The 26937-nt window shown below is 52.8% G+C and carries 33 protein-coding genes and 1 tRNA gene; 33 read left to right on the plus strand and 1 reads right to left on the minus strand.

Going from position 1 to position 26937, the window contains the following annotated elements; genetic code table 11:
- Positions 1-21 precede the first annotated feature (21 nt).
- On the minus strand, positions 22-264 hold the full coding sequence (locus IE076_RS11850) for a hypothetical protein (protein WP_189437018.1): 243 nt from the start codon (positions 262-264) through the stop codon (positions 22-24).
- A gap of 1026 nt (positions 265-1290) precedes the next feature.
- On the opposite strand from IE076_RS11850, the gene IE076_RS11855 reads away from it, so the two are divergent.
- The 33 genes from IE076_RS11855 to IE076_RS12015 all read left to right on the plus strand — a co-directional run bounded on the left by IE076_RS11855 (position 1291) and on the right by IE076_RS12015 (position 26927).
- The gene (locus tag IE076_RS11855; RefSeq protein WP_194539862.1) at positions 1291-1983 is read left to right on the plus strand and encodes a hypothetical protein; all 693 of its coding nucleotides are present in this window, start codon (positions 1291-1293) and stop codon (positions 1981-1983) included.
- A tRNA-Met gene (locus IE076_RS11860) sits at positions 1984-2060 on the plus strand.
- A 28-nt stretch (positions 2061-2088) separates the two neighbouring features.
- Positions 2089-2397, plus strand: coding sequence for a hypothetical protein (locus IE076_RS11865; protein WP_189437020.1), 309 nt, complete (start codon positions 2089-2091; stop codon positions 2395-2397).
- 97 nt (positions 2398-2494) lie between these two features.
- Positions 2495-2653, plus strand: a complete 159-nt coding sequence (locus tag IE076_RS11870; protein ID WP_189437021.1) for a hypothetical protein — start codon at positions 2495-2497, stop codon at positions 2651-2653.
- Between the two features lie 234 nt (positions 2654-2887).
- Complete coding sequence (locus tag IE076_RS11875; protein WP_189437022.1) at positions 2888-3448, plus strand: hypothetical protein; 561 nt, start codon at positions 2888-2890, stop codon at positions 3446-3448.
- Entirely contained in the window at positions 3435-5336 is a 1902-nt protein-coding gene (locus IE076_RS11880; RefSeq protein ID WP_209009062.1) for a terminase gpA endonuclease subunit, read from the plus strand. Before IE076_RS11875 ends, IE076_RS11880 begins: the two co-directional genes overlap by 14 nt.
- Positions 5333-5566 carry a phage head-tail joining protein gene (locus IE076_RS11885; protein ID WP_189437024.1) on the plus strand — a complete coding sequence of 78 codons (234 nt, stop codon included), beginning with the start codon at positions 5333-5335 and terminating at the stop codon, positions 5564-5566. Before IE076_RS11880 ends, IE076_RS11885 begins: the two co-directional genes overlap by 4 nt.
- Positions 5566-7101, plus strand: a complete 1536-nt coding sequence (locus tag IE076_RS11890; RefSeq protein WP_189437025.1) for a phage portal protein — start codon at positions 5566-5568, stop codon at positions 7099-7101. Before IE076_RS11885 ends, IE076_RS11890 begins: the two co-directional genes overlap by 1 nt.
- Positions 7102-7109: 8 nt before the next feature.
- Positions 7110-9158, plus strand: coding sequence for a prohead protease/major capsid protein fusion protein (locus tag IE076_RS11895; RefSeq protein WP_189437026.1), 2049 nt, complete (start codon positions 7110-7112; stop codon positions 9156-9158).
- Positions 9159-9230: 72 nt separating this feature from the next.
- Positions 9231-9569: a DUF2190 family protein gene (locus IE076_RS11900; RefSeq protein ID WP_189437027.1), complete on the plus strand. Its 339-nt coding sequence runs from the start codon at positions 9231-9233 to the stop codon at positions 9567-9569.
- 59 nt (positions 9570-9628) lie between these two features.
- Positions 9629-9820, plus strand: coding sequence for a hypothetical protein (locus IE076_RS11905; protein ID WP_189437028.1), 192 nt, complete (start codon positions 9629-9631; stop codon positions 9818-9820).
- Between the two features lie 5 nt (positions 9821-9825).
- Complete coding sequence (locus tag IE076_RS11910) at positions 9826-10233, plus strand: hypothetical protein (RefSeq protein WP_189437029.1); 408 nt, start codon at positions 9826-9828, stop codon at positions 10231-10233.
- Positions 10234-10243: 10 nt separating this feature from the next.
- Positions 10244-11014 carry a hypothetical protein gene (locus IE076_RS11915; RefSeq protein WP_189437030.1) on the plus strand — a complete coding sequence of 257 codons (771 nt, stop codon included), beginning with the start codon at positions 10244-10246 and terminating at the stop codon, positions 11012-11014.
- Positions 11011-11529 carry a phage baseplate assembly protein V gene (locus IE076_RS11920; protein ID WP_189437031.1) on the plus strand — a complete coding sequence of 173 codons (519 nt, stop codon included), beginning with the start codon at positions 11011-11013 and terminating at the stop codon, positions 11527-11529. The genes IE076_RS11915 and IE076_RS11920 overlap by 4 nt, the downstream gene beginning before the upstream one ends.
- Positions 11530-11539: 10 nt before the next feature.
- Positions 11540-11737: a hypothetical protein gene (locus IE076_RS11925; RefSeq protein WP_189437032.1), complete on the plus strand. Its 198-nt coding sequence runs from the start codon at positions 11540-11542 to the stop codon at positions 11735-11737.
- A complete protein-coding gene (locus IE076_RS11930) occupies positions 11738-12157 on the plus strand; it encodes a GPW/gp25 family protein (protein WP_189437033.1) in 420 nt (139 codons plus the stop codon).
- Positions 12158-12183: 26 nt separating this feature from the next.
- Positions 12184-13188: a baseplate J/gp47 family protein gene (locus IE076_RS11935; protein WP_189437034.1), complete on the plus strand. Its 1005-nt coding sequence runs from the start codon at positions 12184-12186 to the stop codon at positions 13186-13188.
- Positions 13185-13952 carry a phage tail protein I gene (locus IE076_RS11940; protein WP_189437035.1) on the plus strand — a complete coding sequence of 256 codons (768 nt, stop codon included), beginning with the start codon at positions 13185-13187 and terminating at the stop codon, positions 13950-13952. The genes IE076_RS11935 and IE076_RS11940 overlap by 4 nt, the downstream gene beginning before the upstream one ends.
- The gene (locus tag IE076_RS11945; protein WP_189437036.1) at positions 13953-14519 is read left to right on the plus strand and encodes a phage tail-collar fiber domain-containing protein; all 567 of its coding nucleotides are present in this window, start codon (positions 13953-13955) and stop codon (positions 14517-14519) included.
- Positions 14516-15130, plus strand: a complete 615-nt coding sequence (locus IE076_RS11950; RefSeq protein ID WP_189437037.1) for a hypothetical protein — start codon at positions 14516-14518, stop codon at positions 15128-15130. Before IE076_RS11945 ends, IE076_RS11950 begins: the two co-directional genes overlap by 4 nt.
- Complete coding sequence (locus tag IE076_RS11955; RefSeq protein WP_189437038.1) at positions 15123-15521, plus strand: hypothetical protein; 399 nt, start codon at positions 15123-15125, stop codon at positions 15519-15521. The genes IE076_RS11950 and IE076_RS11955 overlap by 8 nt, the downstream gene beginning before the upstream one ends.
- Positions 15522-15533: 12 nt before the next feature.
- A complete protein-coding gene (locus IE076_RS11960; protein WP_189437039.1) occupies positions 15534-15848 on the plus strand; it encodes a hypothetical protein in 315 nt (104 codons plus the stop codon).
- Positions 15848-17101, plus strand: coding sequence for a phage head spike fiber domain-containing protein (locus tag IE076_RS11965; RefSeq protein ID WP_194539863.1), 1254 nt, complete (start codon positions 15848-15850; stop codon positions 17099-17101). Before IE076_RS11960 ends, IE076_RS11965 begins: the two co-directional genes overlap by 1 nt.
- Positions 17098-17538 (plus strand): hypothetical protein, encoded by a 441-nt coding sequence (locus tag IE076_RS11970; RefSeq protein WP_189437041.1) that lies wholly within the window; start codon positions 17098-17100, stop codon positions 17536-17538. The genes IE076_RS11965 and IE076_RS11970 overlap by 4 nt, the downstream gene beginning before the upstream one ends.
- A 229-nt stretch (positions 17539-17767) precedes the next feature.
- A complete protein-coding gene (locus IE076_RS11975) occupies positions 17768-19210 on the plus strand; it encodes a phage tail sheath subtilisin-like domain-containing protein (RefSeq protein WP_189437042.1) in 1443 nt (480 codons plus the stop codon).
- 39 nt (positions 19211-19249) lie between these two features.
- Positions 19250-19756 (plus strand): phage major tail tube protein, encoded by a 507-nt coding sequence (locus IE076_RS11980; RefSeq protein ID WP_189437043.1) that lies wholly within the window; start codon positions 19250-19252, stop codon positions 19754-19756.
- A gap of 5 nt (positions 19757-19761) precedes the next feature.
- Positions 19762-20223: a phage tail assembly protein gene (locus tag IE076_RS11985; protein ID WP_189437044.1), complete on the plus strand. Its 462-nt coding sequence runs from the start codon at positions 19762-19764 to the stop codon at positions 20221-20223.
- A gap of 112 nt (positions 20224-20335) precedes the next feature.
- A complete protein-coding gene (locus IE076_RS11990; RefSeq protein WP_189437045.1) occupies positions 20336-23821 on the plus strand; it encodes a phage tail tape measure protein in 3486 nt (1161 codons plus the stop codon).
- Between the two features lie 14 nt (positions 23822-23835).
- Positions 23836-24258, plus strand: coding sequence for a phage tail protein (locus tag IE076_RS11995; RefSeq protein ID WP_189437046.1), 423 nt, complete (start codon positions 23836-23838; stop codon positions 24256-24258).
- Entirely contained in the window at positions 24258-25394 is a 1137-nt protein-coding gene (locus tag IE076_RS12000) for a phage late control D family protein (protein ID WP_189437047.1), read from the plus strand. The genes IE076_RS11995 and IE076_RS12000 overlap by 1 nt, the downstream gene beginning before the upstream one ends.
- Complete coding sequence (locus IE076_RS12005; RefSeq protein ID WP_189437048.1) at positions 25394-25624, plus strand: tail protein X; 231 nt, start codon at positions 25394-25396, stop codon at positions 25622-25624. Before IE076_RS12000 ends, IE076_RS12005 begins: the two co-directional genes overlap by 1 nt.
- Before the next feature lie 73 nt (positions 25625-25697).
- On the plus strand, positions 25698-26399 hold the full coding sequence (locus tag IE076_RS12010; protein ID WP_209009063.1) for a peptidoglycan recognition protein family protein: 702 nt from the start codon (positions 25698-25700) through the stop codon (positions 26397-26399).
- Between the two features lie 36 nt (positions 26400-26435).
- Positions 26436-26927 carry a hypothetical protein gene (locus IE076_RS12015; protein ID WP_189437050.1) on the plus strand — a complete coding sequence of 164 codons (492 nt, stop codon included), beginning with the start codon at positions 26436-26438 and terminating at the stop codon, positions 26925-26927.
- Positions 26928-26937: the final 10 nt, after the last annotated feature.

The following is a 26937-nucleotide window of genomic DNA, read 5'->3' on the forward strand; positions in this document are numbered from 1 at the left end:
GGCAATTCAAGAGGCATTGGTTTAGGTGCAGTGCTTGGTGGCGAACGCAATCACATCACTTGCGCGATAAATGTTATGCGTTGAGCTGATACGTTGCGCGACGAGAGTGCAGGAAAAATCGATACACATTGCGCCATCATTGGCACGAGCATGGATAGACAATCCGAAGGGCTTAAGAGCCTGTAGTGCATTGCGTAGAGTGATTGTACCGTTAGATAATGCAAATTGTTCGATACTCGTTTTGATGTCTGTATTTGTAAACATGATAGGTCTCCGGTTAGAACACCGAACGCCACACGGTTTCCCGCATGGCGTCTAGGAATTCCAACTCGTTCACTAAGAACGGTCCCGTGAACCGTCGCCCTATCCAGTGCCTTAAACGATAACCCTAGAAGCAAAGCCCCAAGGTAATCGGCTGGCACACTCGTTTCTAATCGAATGCGTCGCAGTCCCTCTGCGAAATTCCGTCGTGTTGCTCGTAAGTCAGGCCACACGCTAGCCCCGTTCCCTGCAACGCTTTGTCGTGCGTTGTCGAAGGTTCCCCTATTACGACGATTTGAAATTGCGATCCGCGTTTTGATCAATCTGCCAAGGGGAGCGGTAAAACTCGGTTTTGACAAACATTCCAAAAGTTGGAATTTCGTATCGGCTAATTGTCAATGATCTGGCTTTCAGGCCAATCGAGCTCTTGTTTCGATGACTAGATAAAAGCTCATATTGAGCCTTTGGTCAATCATAAAAAGATCAAAAAGATCTCATAAAATGATAAATGCTTGAATTGAAACGAAAAATAATTGGAATTAATTTGGATAATTGGCGCGAATCAATTGCCAAATGACCAAAAGCGAGTCATAAGTAACCCCACATTCGAGAGTTACGCCTCCTCCCCAACTAACTAGCCCGCCCTAACCGGCGGGTTTTTTGTTGCCTGCTATCAGAGAGGGAGGGAAGGGCGCCAGGTCACGCAATGCCAGGTGACCCACTCCCAGCAAGCCCCACGCTTCCCAGCTCCCACAAACCCACACGTAACCTGCAAAGGAATCCCGCGTCACACGCGTAGCAAACCGTGTGCCAAGTACCGATTGGTCACACCGTGTCCTCGGAGACACGTGGCATTCGTGCACTGAGTGACCGGATCGATACCTGATCCCCCTTTGTTCACCCCACCCCCATAGGTTCCTTCTGGACGGGGGGGCACCGCGGGGCAGCCGCAGCGCAGTATTTGAACGTTTTTCGACAATTTTTTTTCGGATTTCCGATTCCGAAAACGATATGAAAAGGAATTGGGCGATGCGGGTCGAAGTTTCGCTAAAAACCAAACACTTAGTGAGCTTTCGGAAGCATTCTCAATTGCTCGCAAAAGGGAAATGGAAGCAGGAAGCCCAGCGTGGGGTGATGCAAGCGACCAAAAAAGTGAAAACCAAGGTTCAGAAGGCCGTCACCCAGCAGATGGCGCTGAAGTCTGGGAACTATCGAAGCTATGTTGTGAAGAACACGCGGGCCTATTCGAAGCCTGCTCAACTGACCGGGATGATCGTTGCCAACAACAAGGGTGGTAAGATTGAGATCTACAAGGATCTGAAGACTCTATCCTCCAAAGGGCGTGCAGCAAAGAGGTACAACTCGGGTCGTTCCGTCGATGATCAGGGCTTCGTTAAGTCTGGTGTCTGGAACGCGCCAAGAACATTCAAGCGCTCGTTTTCATCTAACGGCGGCTTCTTCGCATTGATCCCCGGTGGGAAGACATCCAATGCTCTTCCAAAGGAATTTTGGACTTTTGGCAAAAAAGCAAGTCAGCCGAGGGATAGCGGTGGCCGGTTCAAGTCCTCGCAGCGCCAAGGCTACCGCGTTCGTCGGCTATATGGTCCGGCACTTGGCAAGGAGATGCAAAAAGACCAAGCCTTGGCCACCTTCAAGAAGGAAGCGCCTAAGGAACTAAGGGTCCAGGTCGAGACGCGCATCAAAAAGATCATGAAGTTCTAATGCAGGGTAGAGCAGTCCGGTAGCTCGCTAGGCTCATATCCTAGAGGCCGGTGGTTCAAATCCACCCCCTGCAACCATCTCCCCCAACCAAAGGAAAGTGCCCCAATGGATAAGCAGCATAGCAAGTCAAAGGATACCGAAACCCAGATTAGGCCTAACTTGCAATCTGGCTTCAAGTCTTTGGAAAAATGGGAAACCGCGTCGATCACGGATTTGAAGGATGCCGCACGCGAGGTCAACTGCATGCTCCTATCAATTCGGGACATCAGCATTCAGAACGATTTGGTTCGTGTGGATTATGAAAAACTGGACGAGGCTGCAGCTCACTTTAGAGCAGCCTTTAAACTGTCCATTGAAGCTGTTGCCGGCATCACGGTGTTTGACCTTTCTAAAGATGATGCGAGGAAAATCTGATGCATCCCTCAGTTCTTGAAGCCTATTGGGGCCTCTTCTGTTTTCAGGTGAACATGATGTGGGCATTTGGGTGCTTGCCCATGCCAAAGGGGAAGCAATGATTGAACTCCTACAATTTTATGTCTCCGGTTTTTGGGTTTGGGTAGGACTGACGTTAGGCCTTGGGATGATCCTTGGGCTAGGCCTCAAGTGGTCAGTCCTGCTCGTTGTTGGTGTTATTGCGGCTCTGCGTGGTTCTGACCTGAACATCAGTTAGTGCCAGGACAAACATCTCTGCACGCATCGAAGGTTCTGGTTCCACCAGGAGTATTTGTAGGTGCGTGCGGAGGTCTCTATTCCTCCTGTGGGGCAGGAGGAGTCGGCGGGCAGGCGTCGGCAGCCGGGAGTTTATATACTTTCCTCTCAGCGAAACGCGGGATGTACGGGCCATGCCCGGATAGTGGCGCCGTGCCAATCCCGCGAACCTGTCTTCTTTCAAACAGAGTGATACATGGCACCAAGATCAAAGCCTGCTTCCAAGAAACCGCCACGCAGTAAACGAACAGCGGCGGGCAACTCCAAGATGCCCGACATGGTTGGATCAGCTGAGATGGCCAAGTGCCTTGGGGTTACCACACGCAGGCTAGGACAGCTCGTTTCTGAAGGTGTGTTGCGCAAAGAGGGGCGCGGCAAGTTCCCGCTGGCCTTCAATGTGAAAGCCTTCATCGACTTTAAGGTGCAGAGCGAGGTGTCGGGCTTGGCTCCGAGCAGTGCCGACAAGCTGGCGCAAACCCGAGAGCAGGCACTGCTTCGCAAGATGGCTCGTGAGGACCGAGAAATCATCGCAATGGAAGAGGCGATGGAAGCCTTGGAAGACGTGACCGGTGAGTTTTTGACCACCATGTCCACCCTACCTGCGCAAATTACAAGAGATCTGGAAGAACGGTCACGCATTGAAAAAATCTGTGATGGTGAACGAAAGCGACTTGCTAAGAGTTTCGTCAAAACTACCCAAGCTCTACAGCAGGGTCGTCGAGCTTCTAGCGCCCAGACCGAGGATGACGCCAGATGAATGGGGCAGGCACAATCGTGAGTACCCCAGACACAGCGGGCACCCCGGCCAACGCAAGCCAGAACTGACACCCTATACCATTCCCTTTGGACGCTGGGTGCAGGCGCGCACGCATAGACGCTACGCACTTGCAATGTTTGCGCAAGGCGGCAAGACAGACAGCTTTTTCGACATTGTTGGTGAGCGCCTTGATACCTCACCGGCACCGATCCTCTTTGTTGGACCTACAAAGCAGTTCATCAAAGACCAGTTTGAGCCAAGGCTTGATGATTTTCTTACGGAGACGCGTGCGCTGGCAGCAAAGGTCAGCACATCGAAACGGCAAACCAAAACCAGAAAGACTGTTGCTGGCGTTCCGGTACGCATGGCACACGCAGGATCTACCACTGCTCTTAAGTCAGACTCGATAGCGCTTGTGCTGTCTGATGAGGTGGATGAGTTTGCTGCCAATGTGAAAAACCAAGGCAACATCCTGCGCTTGATCGACAGGCGCGGTGAGACCTTTGCAGACTTTGTGCATGCAGCCGTATCTACACCCTCCATCGGCCCGTCCGAGGCCTATCGAGATCCTGATAGCGGTTTGGAGTTTTGGGCAGAGCAGGACCCGGACCAGATCGAGTCTGCCATCTGGCGCATGTGGCAGTCCGGGACACGGCACCATTGGGCATGGCCTTGCCCGAACTGCGATGAGTATTTCATTCCACGCTTCAGCTGTCTGAAGTGGGATAAGCCGGTTGATGATACTGGACGCGAGCTTAAGTCCGACCCAATGCTGGCCTTCCAGACAGCTCGTTTGGAATGCCCTTGTTGCGGACTGCCTATTGATCATACACACAAGGACGACATGAACGCACGAGGTGTGACGGTCGCACCGGGGCAAAGCGTTCAACCGGACGGAACAATAATTGGGGCAGAGCCGCAAAGCTGGACCAAGAGCCTTTGGGTGAGCGGGCTTGCTTCTCCTTTTGTGTCCTGGGGACAGAGGGCAGCTGAGATTGTTGAGGCTTACAACTCCGGTGATCCCTACGACATCCAAGTTTGCATTAACGCCTCTTTCGGTGAGCTGTACGCTCCTGGTAGCGGTGAGGTGCCAAGCTGGACAAAGGTGAAGGAACTGGCGTCTCCAAGCTATGTGAAGGGGCAGGTTCCAAGCGGTGTCAAGAAGATCACGGCAGCCGTGGATGTGCAGAAGAACTGCCTCTACTACACCATTCGCGGTTGGGGTGAGCGCGCAACGTCTTGGCTGCTGGAGTATGGGCAGCTGTATGGGGAAACCAAAGAACGTTTTGTCTGGGAAGATCTGGAAGGGCTTTTGCAGAAAGACTTCGACGGCATTCCTATTCGTCTCGCTCTCATTGACGCCGGTTTTCGACCCGGCAAAAAAGATGAAGTTCCGGTGCACCGTGTCTATGAATTCTGTCAGCGGAACAAGCGCATAGCACGGGCAACCAAGGGCTCTTCAACCACCATATTGCGGAACATTGCAGCTACGAAAGTAGATGTGAACGTGAATGGCATGTTGCTGAAGAATGAGATCGAACACTACCGGCTCGATACGGACTTCTTCAAACGTTGGGTGCATGAGCGGCTCCATTGGGAGCCGGATCAGCTGGGTGCATGGCTGCTACCTGCGGACGTGTCAGAAGACTTCTGCAAACAGATGGTATCCGAGGCTCGTTTGAAAAAGGCGAGTGGACGGGTCAAGTGGGTCCAGCGCCAGAAAGACAACCACTATTTCGACTGCGAGGCAATGCAGGCTGCTGCTGGCAGGTTGGAGAATGTTCTTGAGCTTCGCTCGAACTCGCCAGTCCATCGCGTTTCCACGCATGCAACGCCCCAAAAGAAGAGAAAGAACGACTGGTTTGGCGAACGAAGGAGCATTTGGTGAGTAACGATATCTCCGGTCTGACGACCGACGAAAAGAAATCGCTCTTAACTAAGCTGGAGAAGGCCAGATTTTCAGGTGCTGCTCGTGTGAAGTTCCGTGATTACGACGTTGAATACAAGTCTGACGCTGAGATGGTTAAGGCAATCAGCGACCTGAAACAGTCAATCGGGGCAGCCGACGGTAAGCGACCAAGATCTGTTATCCGCACTAACTTTTCAAATGGACTATAATGGCCAACGTTCTTGATAAAGCTATCGGCTTCTTTTCACCCACTGCTGGATTGAAAAGAGCGCGGGCACGAGCGGCGCTTGATGTTGTCACCAGAGGCTTTGACGGAGCCAGCCGAGGCCCGCGTGTGAGCAACTGGAGGGCCAGTTCAAACTCTGCGGATGCCGACATTCAGGCAAATGCCCCAACGCTGCGAGCGCGTTCGCGTGATTTGATCGTCAACAACAAGTATGTTGCAAGCTCAGTCAACACGCACGTAGATAACCTTGTGGGCACGGGGATTATCCCGCGTGCTGCCAGCGATAACCCCGAGCTCAACCAACGCATTAATGATGCGTGGGATCTGTGGGTTGAAAAGTCTGCACCTGATGGGCAGATGGACTTCTATGGTCAGCAGAGCCAGCTGTGTGCAGGTCTGGTTGGTTCAGGCGAAATGTTTGGTCGTCGCCGTGTTCGCCGTTTTCTGGATGAGCGTTTAGTCCCGATGCAGATACAGACCTTTGAGTCTGAATTCATCGATGAGAGCAAGCGTGAGGCCAGTACGAAGAACAGGCGGATCGTCAGTGGCATCGAATTTGACAAGATTGGTGCACGAACCGGCTACTGGATGTATTCCAGCCACCCAAATGACGCTAATGGTTTTGGTGGCGGGCAAGCAACCTCAAAACTGATCAAGTCAGCTGATGTCTTCCACCTTTATGAGCCGCAACGGACGCAGGTAAGAGGTCTCCCGTGGACCACTCCTGTCATCATCGCTGCAAAGGAGTTTCAGGACTATGAGGGAGCTGAGCTGGTTCGCAAGCTCACTGAAGCCTGTCTCGTTGGCTCGTTGGATATTGGACCGCAAGGCCAGATCAATGACAGGGATTCAAACCTTGGTGTGGGCGTCTTTGACACAGATGGTAATCCGGTAGAGCGTATAGAGCCAGGTCTGATTTACCTGACCCGAGGTGCTGGGCAGCTAAACTTCAACGCTCCGGCTGTTGGCGGAAATACCGAGCAATTCTCCCGATTGTCTCTGCGCGGTGTTGCGGCAGGCTTGCGCGTTCCTTATGAGCTCGTGGCCAAGGACTTTGGTCAGGTCAACTACTCTTCCGGTCGCTCCGCTCTGCTTGCCTACCGCACGTTCGTTCGCCGTTGTCAACGAAACCTGCTGATACACCAGGTTTGTCGCCCCGTGTGGGGCTGGTTCCTTGAGATGGCGAACCTTGTGGGTATTGCCCCTGAAGACCCAATTCCAGTGATGTGGACACTTCCGACATTCGAGCATATCAACCCGATTGACGATGTTCGTGCAGACCTGATCGCTATCCGTTCCGGCATGAAGACGCTGCCACAAGTGATTACTGAACGTGGCGGTAACCCACGTAAAGTGCTGGAAGAAGTCGCAAAATTCAATGTACAGCTCGACGAAATGGGCATCATTCTGGACTCTGACCCACGTCACCTGACAGCTCAAGGTCAACTCCACCAGCAAGTTCAAGCTTTCCTCGCAAGTGATCCATCCGGCGAGGGCAACGATAGCGACCAAAGCTAGGAAACCTCATGCCAAAGCAACTGCAAGAGAATATCCGCGTTCCTAAGGGAAGCGCTCCGGGAGAAGTGCGTTCGGCAACCTTCAACGAAGCAGAGCGCACGGTTGAAGTCATTTTTGCAACCGACACGCCCTATATGCGCAACTCCTGGCAACATGGCCCCTATAATGAAGTACTGGTCATGTCTTCTGAAGCCATGAGAATGGAGCGTTTTGAGAAAGGCATGTCGCTGCTCGACTCGCACTCGCAGTGGAGCATGAAAGATCGCCTTGGCACGATTGTTCCTGGAAGTGTTCGACTGGCTGACGGCAAGGGGTACTGCTTAGTCAAACTCAACTCTTCAGAAACAGCAGAGCAGATCCTGAGCGATCTGCGCGATGGCCATCCATTCCAAGTGAGTGTGGGCTATCGAATCTACAAATTTGAGAAAATTGAGAAAGACGACGAGCCGGTTCCTGAATGGCGGGCCATTGACTGGGAGCCCTCAGAGATCTCTGTAGTTCCGGTTCCCGCAGACGCTGGTGCACATTCCCGTTCCAGCTCCGACGATAAAACCGAATTCGACTGCGTACTCGTACGCTCCGAAGCTGCCGTGGATCAAACGGCATCAATTCAAGAGGATGAAGACATGCCAAATCGCACTGCGACCCCGGCACCTGATGCAACCACGCCTACTGTGACCAATGATGAACGCAGTGTTCAGACACAAGGCACCACCACAGCCACCCCTCCAGCACCTTCAGTTGATGTTGATGCAGAACGCACGGCAGCTGCAGACGATGCTCGTGAACAGGAGCGTGAACGCGCACGTACCATTCATGTGCTTGGACAAAAGCACAACATGCCAGATGACAGGGTTCGCAAGGCAATTGATGCAGGAACATCTGTTGCTGACTTTAAAGACGCTATTCTGGATGCAAAGGCGCAGAGTGAAGAGGACAGCGAAACGTTCCCTCACTCTAACGCTGCCGAGCCTAAAGGCCGTCAGGATGAAGTGGATACGCGCCGGGAGGCAATGACGAATGCTGTACTGCATCGTTGCTCTCCCGGCAATCATAAGCTCTCTGATGCAGGCCGGGACTTTCGCGGGCTTACTCTTAAAGAGTTGGCGCGTGAGTGTCTGGAACTGGCCGGTGAGCGCACACGCGGCATGAGCGGCATGGAACTGGCAGAACGTGCCTTCCAAGGCACAAGCGACTTCCCTATCATCCTTGAAGGGGTTGTGAACCGCCAGGTGATGCAAGCTTATCAAGGAGAGACGCAGACTTTCCGAAGCTGGGCCAAACAGGCCACCGCAACGGACTTCCGCGACATGCACCGCATCAGCGTTGGTGAAGTCGGGGAGCTGCGCAAGGTCAACGAGAACGGTGAATATGAAAGCACCACTCTCGGTGAAGGCAAGGAAAGCTACCGCATTGCCACATACGGTCGTATCATCGGCATCACTCGTCAGGCCATTGTGAACGACGACCTGAATGTATTTAACGATCTGCCGCGCAAGTTCGGTAACCAGGTTTCAATTCTGGAATCCGACGTGGTTTACAACTGTCTGATTGAAAACAAGAAGATGTCAGATGGTAAAGCGCTGTTCCACGCTGACCATAAAAACCTGCTAACAGGTGGTGACACCGCACTTTCTCTCGAAGCCATTGCCGCTGGTCGTATCAAGATGTCCCAGCAGATGGATGTTTCCGGAAAGGTGAAGTTACGCCTGCGCCCCCGTTTCATTCTTCTGCCGACCGAACTGGAACTGCCAGCAGCAAGGCTGTTTGCGCCATACTCTCCAACGAAGTCTGAAGACACCACACCAGAGTATCTGACAGGCTACGAACGTATTGTTGAAGACCGCTTGTCTGATATCAGTGGCACGGCTTGGCATATGGTCGCAGATCCAAACCAGGCACCGGCTGTTGAGTACGCCTATCTGGAAGGTGAAAACGGTCCAACTACAGAAACCCAGATGGGCTTTAAGGTAGATGGCATGCAGATCAAGGTGCGTTTGGACTTTGGTGCAGCACCTGTTGACTGGAAGGCAATCCAGCGCAACGCAGGCGCATAACCTTTCCTGAAAACCAAGCATGAACGACCGGCACTTGCCGGTTTTTTTATGTTCTAACTCTGAGGAAGAGTAATGGCACAGAACTATGTCAAGTCCGGTGAACGAGTGACGGTGGTTGCTGGTCCCGGTGGCGCCCAATCGGGCAAATTCTATGTAGTTGGGGCAATGTCAGGCATTGCCCAGACAAGCGCAGCTGAAGGCGAGGAGTACGAACTGGACACTACTGGAAGTGTCTATGAGTACGGCAAGACAACTGCACAGGCCTGGGTGCAGGGCACCAAGCTCTATTACGACGATGACACTGACACCATGACCACCACTGATACTGACAACACCTATGCTGGTGTGGCTGAACAACCCGCTGCTGTGGATGCCGCTATCGGACGGATCATGCTGCTGCGCAGCTTCTAAAATCTGATGTTACCAACCGGGTGCGCTGAGATAAGCGCATCCAGTTTTTGGAGAACAACATGAAGAACTACAAGACGACGGGCCAAACGATCATCAAGGGCAAACCTTTCGCAGGAGACATGTCAGTGCCGCTGTCGGAGGAAGATGCAAAGGGGTATGTCAAAGCTGGAACACTGGTTGAGGTGGATGAAAACGGGAAGCCGGTTGCCACCAAATCAGCTACTAAACGCAAGACCACTGCCAAGGATTAAGATGGATGTTTGAGGACTTGGTTCAGATGGCTTCGGACACCATCGACGATATCATGAGCGATGGTGCATTCATGATCTATCCACGTTCGAAAGCAAACGTAAATGCCCAGCTTAGAGCGGACCAGTCCCGACAAGAGCATCGGGGTGAGCAATGCATTCTTTGCTTTCAAAGCCAGGAATTTGGCATTGAGCTGGGTGTGAGAAAGACCTATCGGGAGTCGAACGACTTCAGAACGGTATCCGTAGGCCGGGAACTCTATCTGAGCGTCGATGCAACGCATCTGCCTGATTACGAGGTGAAGCAGGGCGATCTTGTTGAACTGCTTGATAAGCCTGGGCTCGGGAGGATGGAAATCCTTGACCAGCAGCCGGACGGCAAATCGAGAACGTTGTTCCGGCTTTCCAAGAAGTAAGGCTAAGACCATGAGTTTAGAGCGCATTTTTCTGCGACTGGCCACGGTTGCGGCCTTGACGAATTTTTACCAAGACCCATACCCGACCGTTGCGGAGGGGCGAGTTTTTGACTCCAAGGTGGTCCCCAATGACGACCTTTTTGGATCGCTCAAAGACGAGATCAAAGAGTTCAAGCCCGTCTGTGTTGTCTATACAGACTATGACAAGGACCTGCTTAATCATCACACCGTCAGGCCCTCTGATGAACGCATCATGACGGTCACGTTGGAGCTCTTTTGCGCAACACTAGATCAGGATGAGGTAGACGGTGAAGACGCCGTCAGTCTCGTCTATCCCGGTACAGACAGCGAGCTTGAGATCCTATTGGACGTATTTGAGCATCAAGTGTTTGAAAGCCTTTTTCTCGGAACAAACAGCGCGAGCGAATACGTCAAGTTTGCTGTGCGCGCTCTTAAGAACGTTGTAAGCAGACGCGGGGCCACGTTCGAAGGCGGGCAGAAGCTTGCCGCCAGACAGGTGACGTTGGAGATTGCAACAGGACGTCTTACGCCGAACAGGAAACTGCCTATCCAGCTGAGCAAGTTTCTGGATGAGCTTGCAACGCTCGATCAGCATGCCCATCAGATCCCGAAGCTGAGAGCGCTATATGAGCGCAATGGCACGGAACTTGAAAACAAGCATGGTTGGCTTGGTTACACGGACGCCGTCTCCAAAGCGCTTGGGGCCGAGCAGTTCGGGACGCTTACTATTCCGCTGATCAATTGGATCGATGCGAGATGAACATCTTCAAGCGCCTGATCGATCGTATCGAGACGCTCGAGAGGACTGTAGCCGAGCAGGCCAGACTTATCAAAAACCTCATACGTGAGGGGGAGATCACAGAGGTCTTTGACGACGGAACAGTGATCGTTAATGCGCAGGATCTGGTGACAAACAAATCTCCCTTTGTGCACTTTTCGGGAGCCATCAAAGAGTGGACACCGCCATCTGTGGGACAGAGCGTAATCGCTGTTTCTCCCTCCGGCGATCCTAAAAGAAGCATCATCCTGCCAGCTGGCTACAGCGATGCGCACAAGCAGCCACACAACAGCCTGAGCGAACGCAAGTTTGTCTTTGGAAGTACCACCATGACCATGACAGAGGATGGCTGGGAGCTTGAAGGCACCACAATCACCATGAATGGCAATGTCGAGATAAATGGGAATTCCGTTACCCATAACGGGACCGAAATTGGCGACAAACACAAGCACCTGGATGTGGTGAAGGGAAAAGACAAGACCGGCACCCCAGTTTAAGGAGAATATTATGTCTGATGACCGCAAGGAATGGGAAGTACTGAAGGATGGATGGGTAAATGGCGATTGGAAAGAGGCGGGCGAGGCCGTTCTGATGACGCAGGACGAGGCCAAGTACTACATCCATTCAGAGCAGCTGGGAACACCCACCAAGAAGACAAGCCGGAAGTCTGCATCCAAAGCGCCGGCTAAAACCGAGAGCAGCTAAATGATCTCCGTCGGGATCAACATGACCAATGGCAAGCTCTTAACGGGGTGGGAACATACAGTTCAAAGCGTTGGTTTCATCCTGAATACTGAGCTTAAATCTCGCGTCAATCACAGATATATCGGTTCCAATATTCCCACTGTGATTGATGAGCCAGCGAATGCGGAAACCATCATGGATTTAATGATGGCCTCTGCCGAAGCATTGGAAGCGCGACTTTACAAAGGCCGCTGGCTGGGTGAGCCGCGCTACTTCGTCAACAAACTGAATGTTGAGAGTCTTGTTCCTGGCAGAGCCGTTATGCCTTTATCTGGCTACTACTTTCCCAAGGGACACTTGGGAGATTTCTCACAGTATGAAGAACGTGGCATGACCGCATACGTTGCCGGTCATGACGCACCCACGCTTTCTGAAAACTGACTTTCCTTAAAAAGGTGAAAGCACCGATGGGTAGCCGTTTTGTCGCACCAGATCTTTCCGGCCTGGGGGATCTGCCGCATTCTCCAATTGACGTCAAAGAGATCGAAGACAGAAGAGCGGCTTTCATGAAGGCTGCTCTTCAGAGATTTGGTCTGGATCACAATGTAGAGAAGACGTCGTTTGACCCTGCTGTGATCATTCATGTTGATGGTGGTGCGGCCAGCGAGGAGCACATCCTACAGCGTGAAAATGAAGCCATCGAGAAAACGTCCATCATGACGAAGGATGAAGACGCACTCGATCATATTGGTGCAACGTACTACGGGGTTGCCCGCCAAGAGTATACCGACGAGCAGGGTAACGTTGTTCGCGAAAGTCAGGATCGTTATCGCGCAAGGCTCCCGCTCTCTTTAGAAGCCAGATCTGAACATGGGACCGAAGGAGCTTATGTCTATCAGGCTCTTGAAATGAATGGTCGGGAGTCCATTGCTGATGCAAGCGCATTGTCAGAAGAAGACGGTGCGGTGTACAGCGCTGACCTTCATGCGGACGCCTACACGGTTGGACGAAGGGCCGAGCCTTTTTCACGAGCTGATAATGATCCGGTGATTGCCCCTGAAGTCCTTATTGTAGTCCATCCACGTGAAGGAGAGACTACGCAGGAGCTTCTTAATGACGTGTATCGGGTGTGCTCAGAAAAAGGTGTCCGGACGAATGGCGATTGCCTGCGCATTGAACCAGCTGAAGTGAAGACCTACCAAATCCATCAAGTGATTTATTACGCATCGGGGGCAGCACCAGAACCTCTCAAGAAGCTCGCAGAAGAGAGTTTGTGGAAGTATGCGAAAGACCGCGAACGTATTGGCCTGACCGCTGAAATACTCGGTATGGGCGGGAAGGGGTATGTTTCCAACCTTGAGAGTGTCGATCTCATTTCTCCTACTGCTGACGTTGGAGGCGGTCAGAAGCAAATTCCCGTTTGCACCGACGTAATTGTTGAAGTGAAGCAATTGCCGGGAAGCTGGCGATGACCCCTGAGGAAATAGACGAGCTTATTGAGCAAGCTGCACAGGTTGCTGATGTACGCCTGATCGGTCAGCAAGCAACGCCCTATATGCGTGCATGGCTCACCGCTGAAATTGCAACGCTCATGGTTCATAGCCCGGAGCGTATCGGAGACTTCTGGAATCCGTGGAAATGTCCCGTAGAGCTGCTGCCGTGGTTGGCGTGGGCGTTGTCCGTTGATGTTTGGGATGAAGACTGGCCGGAGGTCATCAAGCGGCGGGTGATTGCATCTAGCCCAATGGTGCACCGAATAAAAGGTTCAGTGCAAAGCACTGAAGATGCGCTCGCTGCCATGGTTGGGAAACCGCGCATATCGGAATGGTGGGAGCAAGAACCACCTAAGAAACGTGGCACCTTCGAAGTGACCACCTATGTAAACGAGCAGCATAGTGAAGGCTTGCCGCTACTAAGTGAACGCTTGCAGAGGCAAGTCATTGAGAGCATTTACGCCACAAAACCAAAATCCCGCCAGTTCACTTACAGGCTTGGTGTTGACCTTAAGAGTGAGCTTGGCGTTGGTGCCAAGGCTCGATGTGTTGGCTACAGGCAGGAGGTCGCAGAGGCGAAAATCGCGCCTCAGAAACTACCGCTTGGGCTTGGCGCAGCAGTGCGAACGATTGGCTACACGCAGCAAATGGCGGAAACGAAACTAGCCCCCCAGCAGCTCTCGCTCAGGCTTGGGGCATTGCTGCGCGGCATCTCTTTTCATCAAATAATCATGGAGGTTTAAGTGGCTGATACAAATATCAACTCGCTTAGCCCAACGCTCACGAAACAGGGTATTCAAGCCCTTGCCACACTGATGCGCACTGGCATCAAGGGCAAGATCACTCACATCGGTATTGGCGCGGGCGCATATACCCCCACGGACGAAATCACAGCCCTGGTGGATGAGCGTGCGCTGGCTCCTGTGCTTTCCGTATCTGGTATGGGGGCACAGGCTTTCTCTCTGGAGGCGCTGTTCGATCCGAGTGCTGATGACGGATTCTGGGTGTCGGAGATCGGGCTCTATTTTGAGGACGGCACGTTGCTGGCCGTCTGGTCGTCACCGGATGAGGTGCGCTGGTTTCACGGGCCGGGCACGCAGCAGATTATCCAGTTTATGTTGATCCTAAGCGCGCTACCAGCTGACAGCATTGAGGTCTACGGAGATCTGGATCTCAGTATTTTGGCGGGGGCAGGCTTTGCCAAAATGCACCAGGCGATCACTCGCAACGCAATCACTCTCGTTAACAACGCATTTGAGCTGCACCAGCAGTCTCAGCAAATCGAAGACCTGATGGAGAACTCCAAATGAGCGTAATTGATGATTTTGGTCGGTCGGCACAAGTTAACGCCGAACTTGCTGGCAACGTCAACAGCTGGCTTGATCAGGCGAAAGAAGTTAATGCTGCGCTGGAGCAAATCTTCGGTGCTGATCGCGCACAGTGGCTACAGGATCTGCAGACCAACCAGATCCCACGGATGAAAATATCGAGGCGCTTTGACGATAGTAATCCGACACTGGCGTATCCGGCTGGTACTGGTCTGGATGACGGGGCGATAACCCACTCAACTTCCTATGAAAGTGCGTTCCCTGACCAAGAAACCACGCTCTTTCTGATCTGGTCTACCTTGTTGAAAGTGACAGATCCAGAGGACAACAAGGCCGTTATCAGCGTCTGGTTGGCTGATGATGCCAACAAAGCTGTCACGAATGTCGAGCAAGTTGGCATTGAAGATAGTGCGACCGGAGCCAGTTACTACTGGTCGACAGTTACCGCCAGCGGCAAGGTGAGCAAGTCAAGCGACCAATCAGACGTAGAGATAACGCAACGAATCTACATGTCTAACGCGAACTCAGATAGCGCGGCCACCTGCTTTGTAGATCGTATGGACCTAACTATCATCGAGGTTGTAAATGACTAAAGCAACACAAGATGCCGCGCTGGTTGCTGCGGCAAAAGCTGCTGGTTTCCCGATTGCCGTGATCCGTAGTGAAGACGAAATCGAATGGCGTGGCGCAGTACCATCTGCTGAGCAAGCGGCGCAAATCAAGCTTGATGCATCTGCTGCTATCCATCTCGAAGCCGTTCGTGCCGAATGTAGCGACCGCCTGTACGATCAGGCGTCCCAAGAAACGCAGATCAACATTGCGACTGAGCCAGCTTCTGACGCGAAAACGGCTTGGGTTGAGTGGCGCGATGGTATGCGTGCCAGATGTGCAGAACTGGCCGCTGATCCCGGTGCCGATTACCGTGCTGATGCAAGTTGGCCGGAGTGCCCACAATCAGTCAAAGATTTCACCGCACAGCATTAAGTGAGGGCTGTTATGAGTACATTACACATCTCAGCCGGTGTTCTGGATAGTGAGCGTAATGCTTACTATCTCGCCAACTTGAAACACCATGCGACGCTTGATCTGAGTGACGATGAAGTCCACACGGCTCCGACATTCACGATCCCATATGGCGGCGTGCGCTTGGTGGCCACTTGTGATTTCAAGTTCACCACCGACGGCTCTGATCCTGCCACAAACGGCATCTTCCAGCCTGCGCGGCAACCTCTGGATGCCATTGGCGGGTCTGAGCTGGTTGACACTAGTGGGAATGCCGTTGTTATCAAAGCCGTGCGGGTGTTGCCATGATGGGCGAGTTGTCTAGTCTGTCACGCGGCGGGTTTAATGCCCCTGGGTACTTCGACCTGCCGCCTCAGCTTGCAGACGCATATGGGCTTAACGCAACACTTTGGCTCGATTTTACGCGCAATCTGGGCTGGCGGAATGGCCAGTTGGGCACCGCCGCTCAGCATATTAGTTGCTCGCGCTCTACGAGCAAAATGGAGTTTGATGGGTCTGGTAACTGGCTGGAGTTTGCTGCAAATGAACCGGCAATTACTGGTCTTGGGCTGAGCGCGCATAGACAGGCGACAAATCTAGTAGCTCACAGTGTCGATGTTTCCAGATGGAATATTAATGGGGATGCTGCTGTAGCATCGGGTGTTGTTGCGCCTGATGGGAGCGCGACCGCGTACAACATTTCCAGCGTGGGACGCAGCGGTAGTGTTGGCGTCTTTACACGCCCGACACAGGAGCCAAACAAGACATACACCTTGAGCTTTTACATCAGACCAGATGTAGAAGATGTAAATGGCTACTGGAGGCTCGGGTTTGAGTACGAAATATACGGAGGGGGTCATAGCGGCCTTGTAAGGTTCAATCCGACAACAAAAGAATGGCTTGAGATCCAGGAAGGCGTTGGGGCTTACGGATGGGAGCCAGCGCATAACGGTTATTTACGCGTGTGGGTCACAGCTACTACTGATGATGTAGACACCACAAATGCTGCAGTCATTTTCTATGCCAGTCGAGATATTGCTTCGGATTTCTGGGGCTTTCAGCTTGAAGAAGGCATCGCCTCAACGCCGTATGTTCCCACGAATGGCTCCCCAGTCACCCGTGCCGCTGATGTGGTCACGCTCAAAAATCCTGAGCTGCTACCGTCAGAGGGCACGTGGTTTATCGAGTTTGATAGCGGGCCCGGCTGGGGCAATGGCTCTAGGCGGACTGTGCTCATGGCGATCCTCTCGAACGGAGGCAATGCGCAAATTGCTTACGATGCCAATAACGGAAAGTTGTGGTCGCGGGGCGAGAATCACGGAATAGCAACTCAAACACCCGTGCCAAATAGTCTGGTGAAACTCGCATACCGGAAAGATGGGAGTGACATTACTGTTTTTGTGAACGGCAGCAAGTACACATTTACGGACGACTTTGAAATGGACATTCGCCAATTGCGGATCGGACACAATAATGGTGCGCAGTTAGACTCGCATATCCGTAAACTCGTCTTCTTCCCGACCATATCTGATGGCGAGTTGGAAAGGATTACGGCCTCATGATCGACTATATCTGCAAGTTTGAGGATCAGCAGGTTGCGTATGAAGCGCTTAGCGAGTGGCGTGTGCTTGATGAGGATACTGGAGACGAGCGTTGGGCGTTCCCGTCTGACATTGACGGTTGGGAGATCACAATCATCAAGCAACATGCTGAGTGGAGTTCCGATGATGACGAGCCCGTGCTCGTAACGCCTGAAATCAACTCCGAGGGCTTCTGGTTATTTATCTGCATGCCTGCTTCTGACAGCGCTGACGGTGTCGATGAGGCGTTCTGGAGCAGGGGCTTTGCAGTCACAGCTCACGACCGGGGCAAATCACATTTAAGCATCCCAGAACACACCCTGCGCTCACGGTTGCCAATGGAAGAGATCACCGCCATTGCGGGGATAGGCGGCAAGGGATTGCCAGCTGGAAGCCACTACCGGTTCCCAGGCGAATAGGACCTGCCGACAACGCTCACACTCACGTATCTAAGATAAGTCGAAACTGAATTGGCAGCGCTTGATTTTTCTTATGAAGTCGTCGCTGTCGTAGAGCAGTTCTAAGCACCGCTCACCCACTTAAAAAACCAAACCAACACAACCCGCACGGCGCCAGCCGGGAGCGGGTTTTTTTGTGCCCGACACCACCGGGGTTCGTTGGCACTCCACTACATTGAGGGACAACACAATGTCAGAAGTGTACTTGCACGGTATTGAAACCATCGAGCAAAACAACGGGCCGAAGTCGGGCGTCTTTATCAACACTGGCATCATCCACGTTGTGGGGACGGCCCCGGACGCGAATGCTGAAGACTGGGCTTACAATCGCCCACGCATGATGCTTGGCCTTGACGGTATTGCGCCGGGACTGGGTGAAACTGGTACGCTGCTGGATTCACTGACCGCCATCTTTGCACAGTCAACGCAAAAAGCCTCGCCAATGGTGATCGTCACTCGCGTTGAGTCAGATGACGATGTGCTCATGCAGATGACCAAGGTCATTGGAAGCCTCTTTGCCAAGACCGGCATTTATGCTGCCCTTCGCTGCGAGAGCGACCTTGGAGAGAAACCACGCATTCTGATTGCTCCCGGTTTCACCAGTCACATGCCAACTGATGGTATTGCAAGCGCTGCCCTGACTGCTGGTGGCGAAAACTTCACGGAACCACCTACCGTAACCATTACCGGTGACGGTACTGGAGCAGAAGCGGCTGCTGTCATTAACTCGGAAACTGGCCAGGTTACTGATGTTTACATGACCAAGCATGGTCGTGGGTACACCAATGCAACGATTACCCTGACTGGCGGCGGCGGTACTGGCGCGGAAGCAACCGTAACGCTTGGCAAGGTCAACAACCCTGTTACCCAGGAGCTCTTGATTGTGGCTCGCCGTTTGCGCGCTGGCGTGATCGTGGATGGACCCAATACAACACCAGAAGATGCGGTTGCATACCGCTACGGTTTTGACACTGACCGGCCAATGCTGATTGTCGATCCTTACGTCAAGGTACTGAAAAACGGCACTCTTGTCGCGCAGCCAACCTCTGCGTTTGCTGCTGGCCGCCAGTCAGTCTTGGATTACGAAAAAGGCTTCTGGCACACGGTCTCCAACAAGGTCCTTGAGAAGGTCGTCGGTGTGGCAAGACCGATGGAGTTCAGCAATGACCCATCTTCTGAGGTTCAGTACCTGAACTCGCACGCCGTCTCCGTTGTGACCAAGAAACCATCTGGCGGTTACAAGTTCTACGGTTCTCGAAACGCAACCAGCAACTCACTGGACGCCTTCTGGTCCGTACGCCGTGCACACGATGTCATGATTGATACCGTTGAATTGGTCTGCGAACCATTCATTGATGAGCCAATCAGCGCCAACATCCTTGAAGACATCTCAGAAACCGTGAATGGCAACCTGCGCCGCTGGGAAGCCAAGGGCGCCACACTTGGTGGCAAGGTCTGGCTCGATCCGAAGCTCAACACCAAGGAAGAGTGGCAGCAAGGCCGTATCTACATCAGCTGGGATGCGGAAGCGCCTGCACCAATTGAGCGCATGACATTCCTGTTCCACCGCAACCTTGGCTACTACGAGCGTTTGCGCGACCAGGCTGCATCCGGCGTTGCAACGGCTGCCTAATCATCTCTTTGTTTTCCTTAGCATAGAAAGGACGCAGCAATGCGCCACGTACACGGTTTCACGACCAGAGTCGATAGCAAGGACTACGGCGAAAACACCACGTCTGTTAAGCTTCCTGAGATCAAGGCGAAGACGCAGGAATCCCATAACGGTGCAACCGATCTTGGTCTAAATAACTCCATGATGGCGCTTGAGCCACTGGAGCCAATGGTGACGATTGATGGCATCGAGCAGGACATGGCGAAGTACTTTGCCTTGCCACCAGGACAGCGTGTTCGGTTCATGTTTATCGGTGCCGTCATCAACCACACCGATGGTGTCACGGATCGCCACGTCATCATCATTGAGGGCGCACCAAAGCAGGAAAGTGCTGAGGAGTGGAAGCGCGGTGAGACGAATGAGACCGAGTTCGGTTTCAATGACGTTCGCTATTACAAGCGCTCAATCAATGGCGAAACGATTGACGAAATCCAGCACTACCCACCAAAGCGGATTATTGGTGGAGTGGACTTCCTTCGCGGTGTTAACAACGCACTTTACGGGTGATGAGCATGGGTCAGAACGACACTATCCAGGCTTCCAGCCCTGAAGAGATTGCAGAGTTTGAAGCTAAGAAAACGGCAAAAGCGGAGGAGGTTGCTAAGCCAGCTCCGAAGTTTGTCAAGAAAACCCCACGGACTAAAACCATCCCTCTTGAGGAACCCCTTGAATGGGATGGCAAGGTCTACAAGGAAGTGACCTTCAAACGGATGAAGGGTAAGGAAGTCTCAGAATTGCCTGTAGGTGAATCTCTGATTGTCCTTGCTGCATATGTGACAGGGGTTCCTGCTGTCGTCATTGAAGATCTGGATCAAGATGACTTCGTCGAGGTCATGGAGACACTCAATGATTTTTTGCCCCGGAAGTTGCGCGAAGCGTATCAGGAAATGTCGGAGCAGGTCGTGAAGGGCAGACTGTCAGAGCCAGCCCAGAGCACTGGCACCGATACGCAGCAAGCGTCGCCCGATACCTAGGGTTTTCCTACCCCGATCTCTTGGAAATGGATTGGATTGAGCTGGCCACAAAGTGGTTTCCTGAAGCTCAGCGTTTCCAAGAGGAAGACACTCTCAAAGCAAAAGCAACTCGATGCCCTCTCATGAAGCCAAGCTGATAATGCGGCTGGTGGACGGGGTGAGCCGCCCTGGCAAAGCTGTTGCCGGGACGCTCTCCTCCGTTACCGCTGCAACAAAATCTTTGCGTGCTGCCTCTATGGCTGCGCCTGCAGCAATCGGCGCTGTGGGTAATGCCGCTCGCCGCTCTGCCGTCAATACTGCTCCCATGTCTGCTGGGATCATGATGGCGGCGTCGGCAAGCGCACGAGCTGTTTATGACTATGAGAAGATGGGCAATGCGGCGCAGGCCGTTGGACTGCTGACAGACCGGCAGCGAGAGTCTCTTGAAGAGTACGCGATGGTGCTCAACTCAGACTTTCCCGCGCTGAACAAGGACATTCTTGGAGCAGCGTTTGAGCTGAACCGAGCGGGAATGAACTTTGAGCAGATGATGGGCTCTTTGCGCTCCACGCTGAACGTCTCTCTGGCCGGTGATATCGAGATCCCTGAAACCGCCGATATCATGACAAACGTTGCACAGGCCATGCGCTTGCCAATGGCAACCCGTGAGCAGGTTGCTGCGAGCATGAAAGAGGTGGAGGACGTTCTTGCTTACGCAGCAACAAAGTCAAACACCGATATTTCGCAGATGGCTACCACATTCAAATATGTGGCGCCGCTTGCTGCTGCAACGGGCATGAGCCTTAAAGAAATGGCTGGCATGACCATGGTGCTTGCCAATAACGGCATCAAGGCAAGCAATGCCGGTACGGGTTTGCGCTTTGCGATCACGCGGCTTTTGAAACCAACGAAAGAGGTGGAGACGGCTCTGGCGAGAATGGGTAAGTCCGCGTCTGACTATGTGACCGGCGCCCGCCAGATCAACGCAAAAGACCTGATCGCACAACTGTCTTTGGACGGCATAGATGTATCCGGGCTTGAAAAGCAGATAGCAGGTGCGTTGGAGAACCCCGCACTTGGCCGCTCACCTTTGAAGCTCACCGCCGCACTGACTGACTTGATCAGCAAGTCGATTGGTAAGAACGGCGTCATTGATCAGAAGACACTTTCAGACTCAATCTTTGATACCGTTTCCGTTCTGGGTACAGAAGTCGATTTGGTCAAGTTGCTGGTGGACTCTCAGAAACGACCTGATACGGCTGCTCTCTTCCCGATGCTCTTCGGCGTCCGTCACCAGGCAAAGATGCTTGCCATGCAGGGCTCTGACCTTCAGGGCACCATTGACGCTTTGGCAGACAACTATGCTGGTGCTGCTGACCGCATGGCACGCATTCGTGTGAAGGGTATTGTCGGGGTCTGGATGCGCTTGAGCGCAGCCTTCGAGAACATCACCGTCCGGCTGGCAAAAACCGGCATGCTGGAAGATGTCTCTTTAGCGATCTCCTCCCTCACTACCGGCATCACCGATCTATCCAAGCAAAACCCGGAGTTACTGAAGTTTGGGGCATACACCGCGCTGGCTATTGGCGCGCTTGCTCCACTTGGTTTTATACTCAGCGGTATTGCTGCGACAGCTGCATTTGCTCTTAATCCAATCACATGGGTTGGTGCCGGCCTTGCAACTATTGCTGCAATGAACTGGAACGAGATCAAAGGACCAGCTCTCCAATTTTTCAAAGGCTTCGCCAAGTTTACTCATTTGAAGTGGAAACAGTTTTCAGTTGCTGTCGATGGCTTCTGGGCAGGTCTGACGACCGGCCTGAGTGACGACACGCTGAACCTGCTAGACGACATTGGGGATGCGTTCTCTTCTCTCTTCACAACACTGACCGGCAATACGAACACATTCAGCTGGCGGCGTTGGGGCAGCAAGATGGGGCAGGGCCTTGCTGGGTGGGTGAATTCTGCGACCACGAGTATAAATCAAGCCAAGGAAGCCTTTGCGGACTTTAAGGGTTGGCTGGCTGGTTTGGAATGGAAGATTCCAAGCCCGATTGACGTAATCTCTGCCACAGCCAAGTTTGTCTGGTCAGATGTCCTTCCCAAGCTCAGGGACTGGAGCGGCATTATCTTTCCTCCGATCTGGACGGACCTTATTAAACCTGTTCCGTGGGGAGATGTAGTCACACCAATTACAGACTGGAAAAATCTTGCTGGAGCGTTGAAGTGGGCTGTCCTTATCCCGTTTCTTCGCCGTTCATTCTGGGCAACAAGAATAAAGAAGATCCCATGGAAAGGGCTGACGAACATCCTTGGTAAGTTCAAGTGGAAGTCGGTTATTCCATTCCTGAGTAAATTGATCTGGCGTGGGTTGATTGGCCCAATTGGCTGGGCACTTCTGGCTGAAGAACTGGGCACTTTTGCATGGGGTCTTGTGTTTGATGGCCCGCCGCCTTGGCGCGAGTACTTTGCATCGGGTGACGCTGAAGAAGAACTGAAGCAGCTTATCTATCGCCTTAAGGAAATTTGGCGCACGCTTTGGGTAGAGAACCTGACACCAAGTGAGGTAGCGGGAACAGAGGAACTCAGGAAAAATTGGAAGGCTGCAAACCTGAACTTCAAAGGTGGAGATCAGGAACCGGCGCCAGCCACAACCTTCCTGAACAACACCAAGGCCAATCCACAAAACACCAGACAGTACTCTGTCGATGAAGTCTTTAAGGTAGCACAGCTGCGAGCCGAGCAGATGAACCGCTCGCGCCAGAAGCACACTGGTGCAGCTCAAAGCGCTCGCAGTGCAATCAAGGATACCGACCAAACCCTTGCAGCGGCAGTAAGCAACTGGTCAGGCGATCTGAAGACTGCTCTTGAAGCCTACATGGCCATGCTGAGTAGAGATGGCGAACGGGCGAGGGGTATTGCGGCACAGCTGGAAGGTGCGATCAGAAAGACGCTTGATGGCGAGCAATCCATCGATGAGCTGTATCAGGACAAGTACCTTCAGCGCTTTAAAGAACGGGCAGAGCAGGCCGCTCAAAAGTTCCAGTCTTCTCTCAACGTTACTGCCACTCCGAAAGTGGACGCAAGTAGCATTGATGAGGCAACGAAGAAGACCAGAACGCTCGGTGATGAGTTGAAATCTCTCGGGGCAATCCTGAAAGGTCATAACTCCAATGTCTTCACTCCCGGCGTCGCTTATGGTGCTCCTGCAGCAAATGTGAAGCTGGATGGCGCACGTCGCAAAGGCGGTCCTGTCTGGCGTGGTGGCGCTTTCCTTGTAGGAGAAGAAGAGCCCGAGATTTTTGTTCCGGATACTGATGGTCAGATCATTCCGAGCTCCAAGATGGGTAAGCACGCTCTTCAAGGAGCGGGTGGTGCTCCTGGTATTGACATAACAAGCCTGACCGGTTCGCAGGTAAAGGTCTCCGTCAATATGGGCGGTGTCCACTTCTCCATCACCTCAGACAACCCGGAACAGACCATGAGCCAGATCCAATCGCAGCTGGAAGGGCTCATGAGCACTGCATCGCAACGCCTGCGAAGCGAGCTGAAACGAGAGCTCGACATGCTCTTGGCGAGGTCTTCGCAGCTCTCCCTTCGTGCACGAGATGTAGCTTAATAGGAGCTAATGGAATGCTAATTGGATGGGGGCCGTTCCGCCTCACGATCACGGGCTATTCTTTCAATGAGCTGGTAAGAACCACTAGTGGCCGTGTGGTTTCAGCTCCCGTCCTGCAGGCTCCCATGCCGACGCATCTTCTTGGCGCCGGAGAAGATACAATCTCATTGGTCAGCACTCTTTATCCAAGAGCCCAGGCCCCTATGGTGATGGCACAGGTTGCCGGGATACGCGCAGCGATCAAACATCAAACGCCTTTTATGATGTTGCACATCAGCGGCTTGATCTTCGGTCGCTATGTCGGTGTGAGCCTGAAAGAAAAACACTCCTATATTGACGTGAATGGCATCCCGAACAAGGTGGACTGTGAACTGACGCTCAAGCGCTATAATGGCGGCGCAGGCGGCCTTCTCAGTGCAATTCTGGACATCTTCTGATGAAGCCGTCTCTGCAGTTGCTCTTAAACGGAGCGGACATCACAGCCAATCTCTCGCAATACCTGATTTCAGCAACCGTTGTGGATGTGTCTGGCAACAACGCCGACACGCTGGATGTGGTGCTTACCGATCCGGACAGAAGGATCAGGGCGCCGCGTGAGGGTCAAACACTCACAGCAGTTGGGAGATTTGGTTTAGCCAACCGAGTATTCGGTGAGTTCACCATCGATCAAACCACGTTCTCAGGAGATGACAGCGGCGATACCATTGCAATCAACGCGCAGTCGCTCAATCCGAGATCTGGAGCCCACCAACGCCGAACCAAGTCCTACTCTCAGAAAGACTACCCGACCTACGGCGATATCTTAAAGGAACTTGCTGGCCGTATGGAGCTTAAGCCTGCGATATCCGATGAGATTTCAAAGGAGAAGAACGAGTTTGAGGCCCAAACTGAAGAAAGCGATATTGAGTTCGCATCCCGTCTTGGAACGTCCCTAGACGCCTTGGTTTCAAGCAAGAAAGGCCGTTTGATCGTAGCCAAACGGGGGAAGGGGGAGAAAACCTCAGGAGAACCCATCCCTCAGGTTCATGTGATCTACGGCTTCAACGTGATCAGCTATCAGGTCTTCTCGAAAGACAAGCCTCGCTACAAGAAGGTGCGCGCAAAGTACTACGACAGAGCGAAACGCAAAAACGTTGTCGTTGAAGAGAAAACAGAATCCAAAGACGGCATTGATCTTGATATCCGCGAAGTGTTTCAGAGCAAGGCTGAAGCAGAGCGCGCAGTCAAGTCAAAGATCTCCGAGGTATCCCGCGAAGAGGGCGATGCTGAGTTTGTCATTCATGGAAATGTGAATGTGATTGCTGAAGGATTTGCGCTGGTCGCGATACGACCTGAAATCGACGGTCTCTGGACCATTGAGAGTGTCACAAACACCTTCACCGGAAGCGATGCTTTCAACACCACACTGCACTGTAAGCCACCTTCCGGTGGAGACAAGAAGCGTGAGAGTGGGTCAGGTGATGCGCAGAAAGCAAAACAGGCCGTGAGCGCAACTTCTCCTGAAGGCAACACAAGCGAGTTTGCACCAGATTTCAGCAATATCGGCCTCAATGAAGGAGATGGACCGGAGTAATGGAGTTTGTCCCCCAAACCGACGGCACGACGAAGTGTTACCCGACCGACGGTGACACTGTGGACCTTGTTGCCTTCAACTTCTATGGCGACCACGACGGAACAAGCAAACTGATCTGGTCTGCCAATCCCGGCCTTGCCAAGAGGCTCGTCCTTAAAGCTGGCGATGTGCTCATCTTGCCGCCGCGCCCCGCACCCGCGCCGGACGAAGGTATCAACATCTTCGCCTGACGCAACCTGAACCTGCCAATTCAATCCGCCCGTTCACGGCGGTTTTTTTATGCCTAAAATCTGGAGAAATCGCATGGACTGGTTGAAGATACAACGAGCACTACATGAGCATGGGTTTAACCCCGGCAGACCAGATGGGTTCTTTGGTCCGAAGACCGAAAAGGCCTTGAAACGCTTCCAAAATGCTCACGATCTGGAACACGATATTGCAGGTGAGTTGACCTTGGCAGCCCTTTTTGCTGCTGGAAAAGGCGAAGCCAACTTAAATATTCCCACCCCAAAAACCGGCTTGAAGCGCATCATCATGCATTGGACTGCCGGTGCTGATGGTGTGAACAGCCTTGAGCGTAGCCATTACCACCTGATCGTCGATCGCATGGGCAAAGTCCATACAGGAGCACTGAAACCAGAGGCGAACGTCAATTGCCGTGATGGACAGTACGCGGCTCACACCAGAGCACTCAACACCGGTTCAATTGGGGTGGCGGTCGATGCCATGGCAGGGGCCAAGGAGAGCCCATTTGAAAAGGGTGATTACCCGATCACAAAGGTTCAGGTACGCGCACTGGCGGAAGCCGTGGCGGATCTTTGCAAGACCTACGGAATCCCGATTACTCGGCAGACCGTGCTTACCCATGCAGAGGTACAGCCAACTCTCAATGTGAAGCAGCGCAACAAATGGGACATCACCTGGCTTCCTGGCATGCCTCGCCCCGGCAAGCCTGTCGAAGTGGGCGACCAGTTGCGAGAACTCATAAAAGCGGCTGCGCTCTGAAATTTTTCCGCCCAGTAAATCTATGGAGCTTCAATCATGTTGAAGAAGATTATGACCTACGCCTTATTGGCGTTGGTAACAGTATCCCTTTGTCTGGCCTTTGCGATTGTGCCGAGTTCTGCGCAAGCAGCAGAGATTGACCTCTCACCAATCCTCACCCCCGTACTCGACGTGCTGTTTCCTGTCTTGGGTGTCGTTCTTCTCTACTTTGCTAAACGCGCCATGAACGCCTTTGAAGAGCGAACGAATATCAAGCTCGATGATCAGCTTAAGGAACGTCTCAACGAAGCGCTCATGAACGGGGTGATGTTCGGTAAATCCAAGGTCTCTGAGAGAGTTCTTAACCGAGCACCTACAGTCGAAGTCAAGAACGAGATCGTAGGCCACGCAGTCACCTATGCGTTGAAGGCAGTCCCCCAAGCTGTTGACTATTTCGATCTCTCCTATGAGCGCGTAACCGAACTTATTGAGGCACGGCTTCAGCAGGACCTCAACGGTGACGGGCATATCGGCGCTCTCAAATCCTAAAAGTAGGTGA

This window comes from Pseudovibrio japonicus, from assembly GCF_014651595.1.
Lineage (GTDB): Bacteria > Pseudomonadota > Alphaproteobacteria > Rhizobiales > Stappiaceae > Pseudovibrio > Pseudovibrio japonicus.

Bases quoted from the DNA above. Each gene is read 5' to 3' on its own strand.
- IE076_RS11850 (WP_189437018.1), bottom strand. From the start codon at position 264: ATGTTTACAAATACAGACATCAAAACGAGTATCGAACAATTTGCATTA.
- IE076_RS11855 (WP_194539862.1), top strand. From the start codon at position 1,291: ATGCGGGTCGAAGTTTCGCTAAAAACCAAACACTTAGTGAGCTTTCGG.
- IE076_RS11865 (WP_189437020.1), top strand. From the start codon at position 2,089: ATGGATAAGCAGCATAGCAAGTCAAAGGATACCGAAACCCAGATTAGG.
- IE076_RS11870 (WP_189437021.1), top strand. From the start codon at position 2,495: ATGATTGAACTCCTACAATTTTATGTCTCCGGTTTTTGGGTTTGGGTA.
- IE076_RS11875 (WP_189437022.1), top strand. From the start codon at position 2,888: ATGGCACCAAGATCAAAGCCTGCTTCCAAGAAACCGCCACGCAGTAAA.
- IE076_RS11880 (WP_209009062.1), top strand. From the start codon at position 3,435: ATGACGCCAGATGAATGGGGCAGGCACAATCGTGAGTACCCCAGACAC.
- IE076_RS11890 (WP_189437025.1), top strand. From the start codon at position 5,566: ATGGCCAACGTTCTTGATAAAGCTATCGGCTTCTTTTCACCCACTGCT.
- IE076_RS11895 (WP_189437026.1), top strand. From the start codon at position 7,110: ATGCCAAAGCAACTGCAAGAGAATATCCGCGTTCCTAAGGGAAGCGCT.
- IE076_RS11900 (WP_189437027.1), top strand. From the start codon at position 9,231: ATGGCACAGAACTATGTCAAGTCCGGTGAACGAGTGACGGTGGTTGCT.
- IE076_RS11905 (WP_189437028.1), top strand. From the start codon at position 9,629: ATGAAGAACTACAAGACGACGGGCCAAACGATCATCAAGGGCAAACCT.
- IE076_RS11910 (WP_189437029.1), top strand. From the start codon at position 9,826: ATGTTTGAGGACTTGGTTCAGATGGCTTCGGACACCATCGACGATATC.
- IE076_RS11915 (WP_189437030.1), top strand. From the start codon at position 10,244: ATGAGTTTAGAGCGCATTTTTCTGCGACTGGCCACGGTTGCGGCCTTG.
- IE076_RS11920 (WP_189437031.1), top strand. From the start codon at position 11,011: ATGAACATCTTCAAGCGCCTGATCGATCGTATCGAGACGCTCGAGAGG.
- IE076_RS11925 (WP_189437032.1), top strand. From the start codon at position 11,540: ATGTCTGATGACCGCAAGGAATGGGAAGTACTGAAGGATGGATGGGTA.
- IE076_RS11930 (WP_189437033.1), top strand. From the start codon at position 11,738: ATGATCTCCGTCGGGATCAACATGACCAATGGCAAGCTCTTAACGGGG.
- IE076_RS11935 (WP_189437034.1), top strand. From the start codon at position 12,184: ATGGGTAGCCGTTTTGTCGCACCAGATCTTTCCGGCCTGGGGGATCTG.
- IE076_RS11940 (WP_189437035.1), top strand. From the start codon at position 13,185: ATGACCCCTGAGGAAATAGACGAGCTTATTGAGCAAGCTGCACAGGTT.
- IE076_RS11950 (WP_189437037.1), top strand. From the start codon at position 14,516: ATGAGCGTAATTGATGATTTTGGTCGGTCGGCACAAGTTAACGCCGAA.
- IE076_RS11955 (WP_189437038.1), top strand. From the start codon at position 15,123: ATGACTAAAGCAACACAAGATGCCGCGCTGGTTGCTGCGGCAAAAGCT.
- IE076_RS11960 (WP_189437039.1), top strand. From the start codon at position 15,534: ATGAGTACATTACACATCTCAGCCGGTGTTCTGGATAGTGAGCGTAAT.
- IE076_RS11965 (WP_194539863.1), top strand. From the start codon at position 15,848: ATGGGCGAGTTGTCTAGTCTGTCACGCGGCGGGTTTAATGCCCCTGGG.
- IE076_RS11970 (WP_189437041.1), top strand. From the start codon at position 17,098: ATGATCGACTATATCTGCAAGTTTGAGGATCAGCAGGTTGCGTATGAA.
- IE076_RS11975 (WP_189437042.1), top strand. From the start codon at position 17,768: ATGTCAGAAGTGTACTTGCACGGTATTGAAACCATCGAGCAAAACAAC.
- IE076_RS11980 (WP_189437043.1), top strand. From the start codon at position 19,250: ATGCGCCACGTACACGGTTTCACGACCAGAGTCGATAGCAAGGACTAC.
- IE076_RS11985 (WP_189437044.1), top strand. From the start codon at position 19,762: ATGGGTCAGAACGACACTATCCAGGCTTCCAGCCCTGAAGAGATTGCA.
- IE076_RS11990 (WP_189437045.1), top strand. From the start codon at position 20,336: ATGCCCTCTCATGAAGCCAAGCTGATAATGCGGCTGGTGGACGGGGTG.
- IE076_RS11995 (WP_189437046.1), top strand. From the start codon at position 23,836: ATGCTAATTGGATGGGGGCCGTTCCGCCTCACGATCACGGGCTATTCT.
- IE076_RS12000 (WP_189437047.1), top strand. From the start codon at position 24,258: ATGAAGCCGTCTCTGCAGTTGCTCTTAAACGGAGCGGACATCACAGCC.
- IE076_RS12005 (WP_189437048.1), top strand. From the start codon at position 25,394: ATGGAGTTTGTCCCCCAAACCGACGGCACGACGAAGTGTTACCCGACC.
- IE076_RS12010 (WP_209009063.1), top strand. From the start codon at position 25,698: ATGGACTGGTTGAAGATACAACGAGCACTACATGAGCATGGGTTTAAC.
- IE076_RS12015 (WP_189437050.1), top strand. From the start codon at position 26,436: ATGTTGAAGAAGATTATGACCTACGCCTTATTGGCGTTGGTAACAGTA.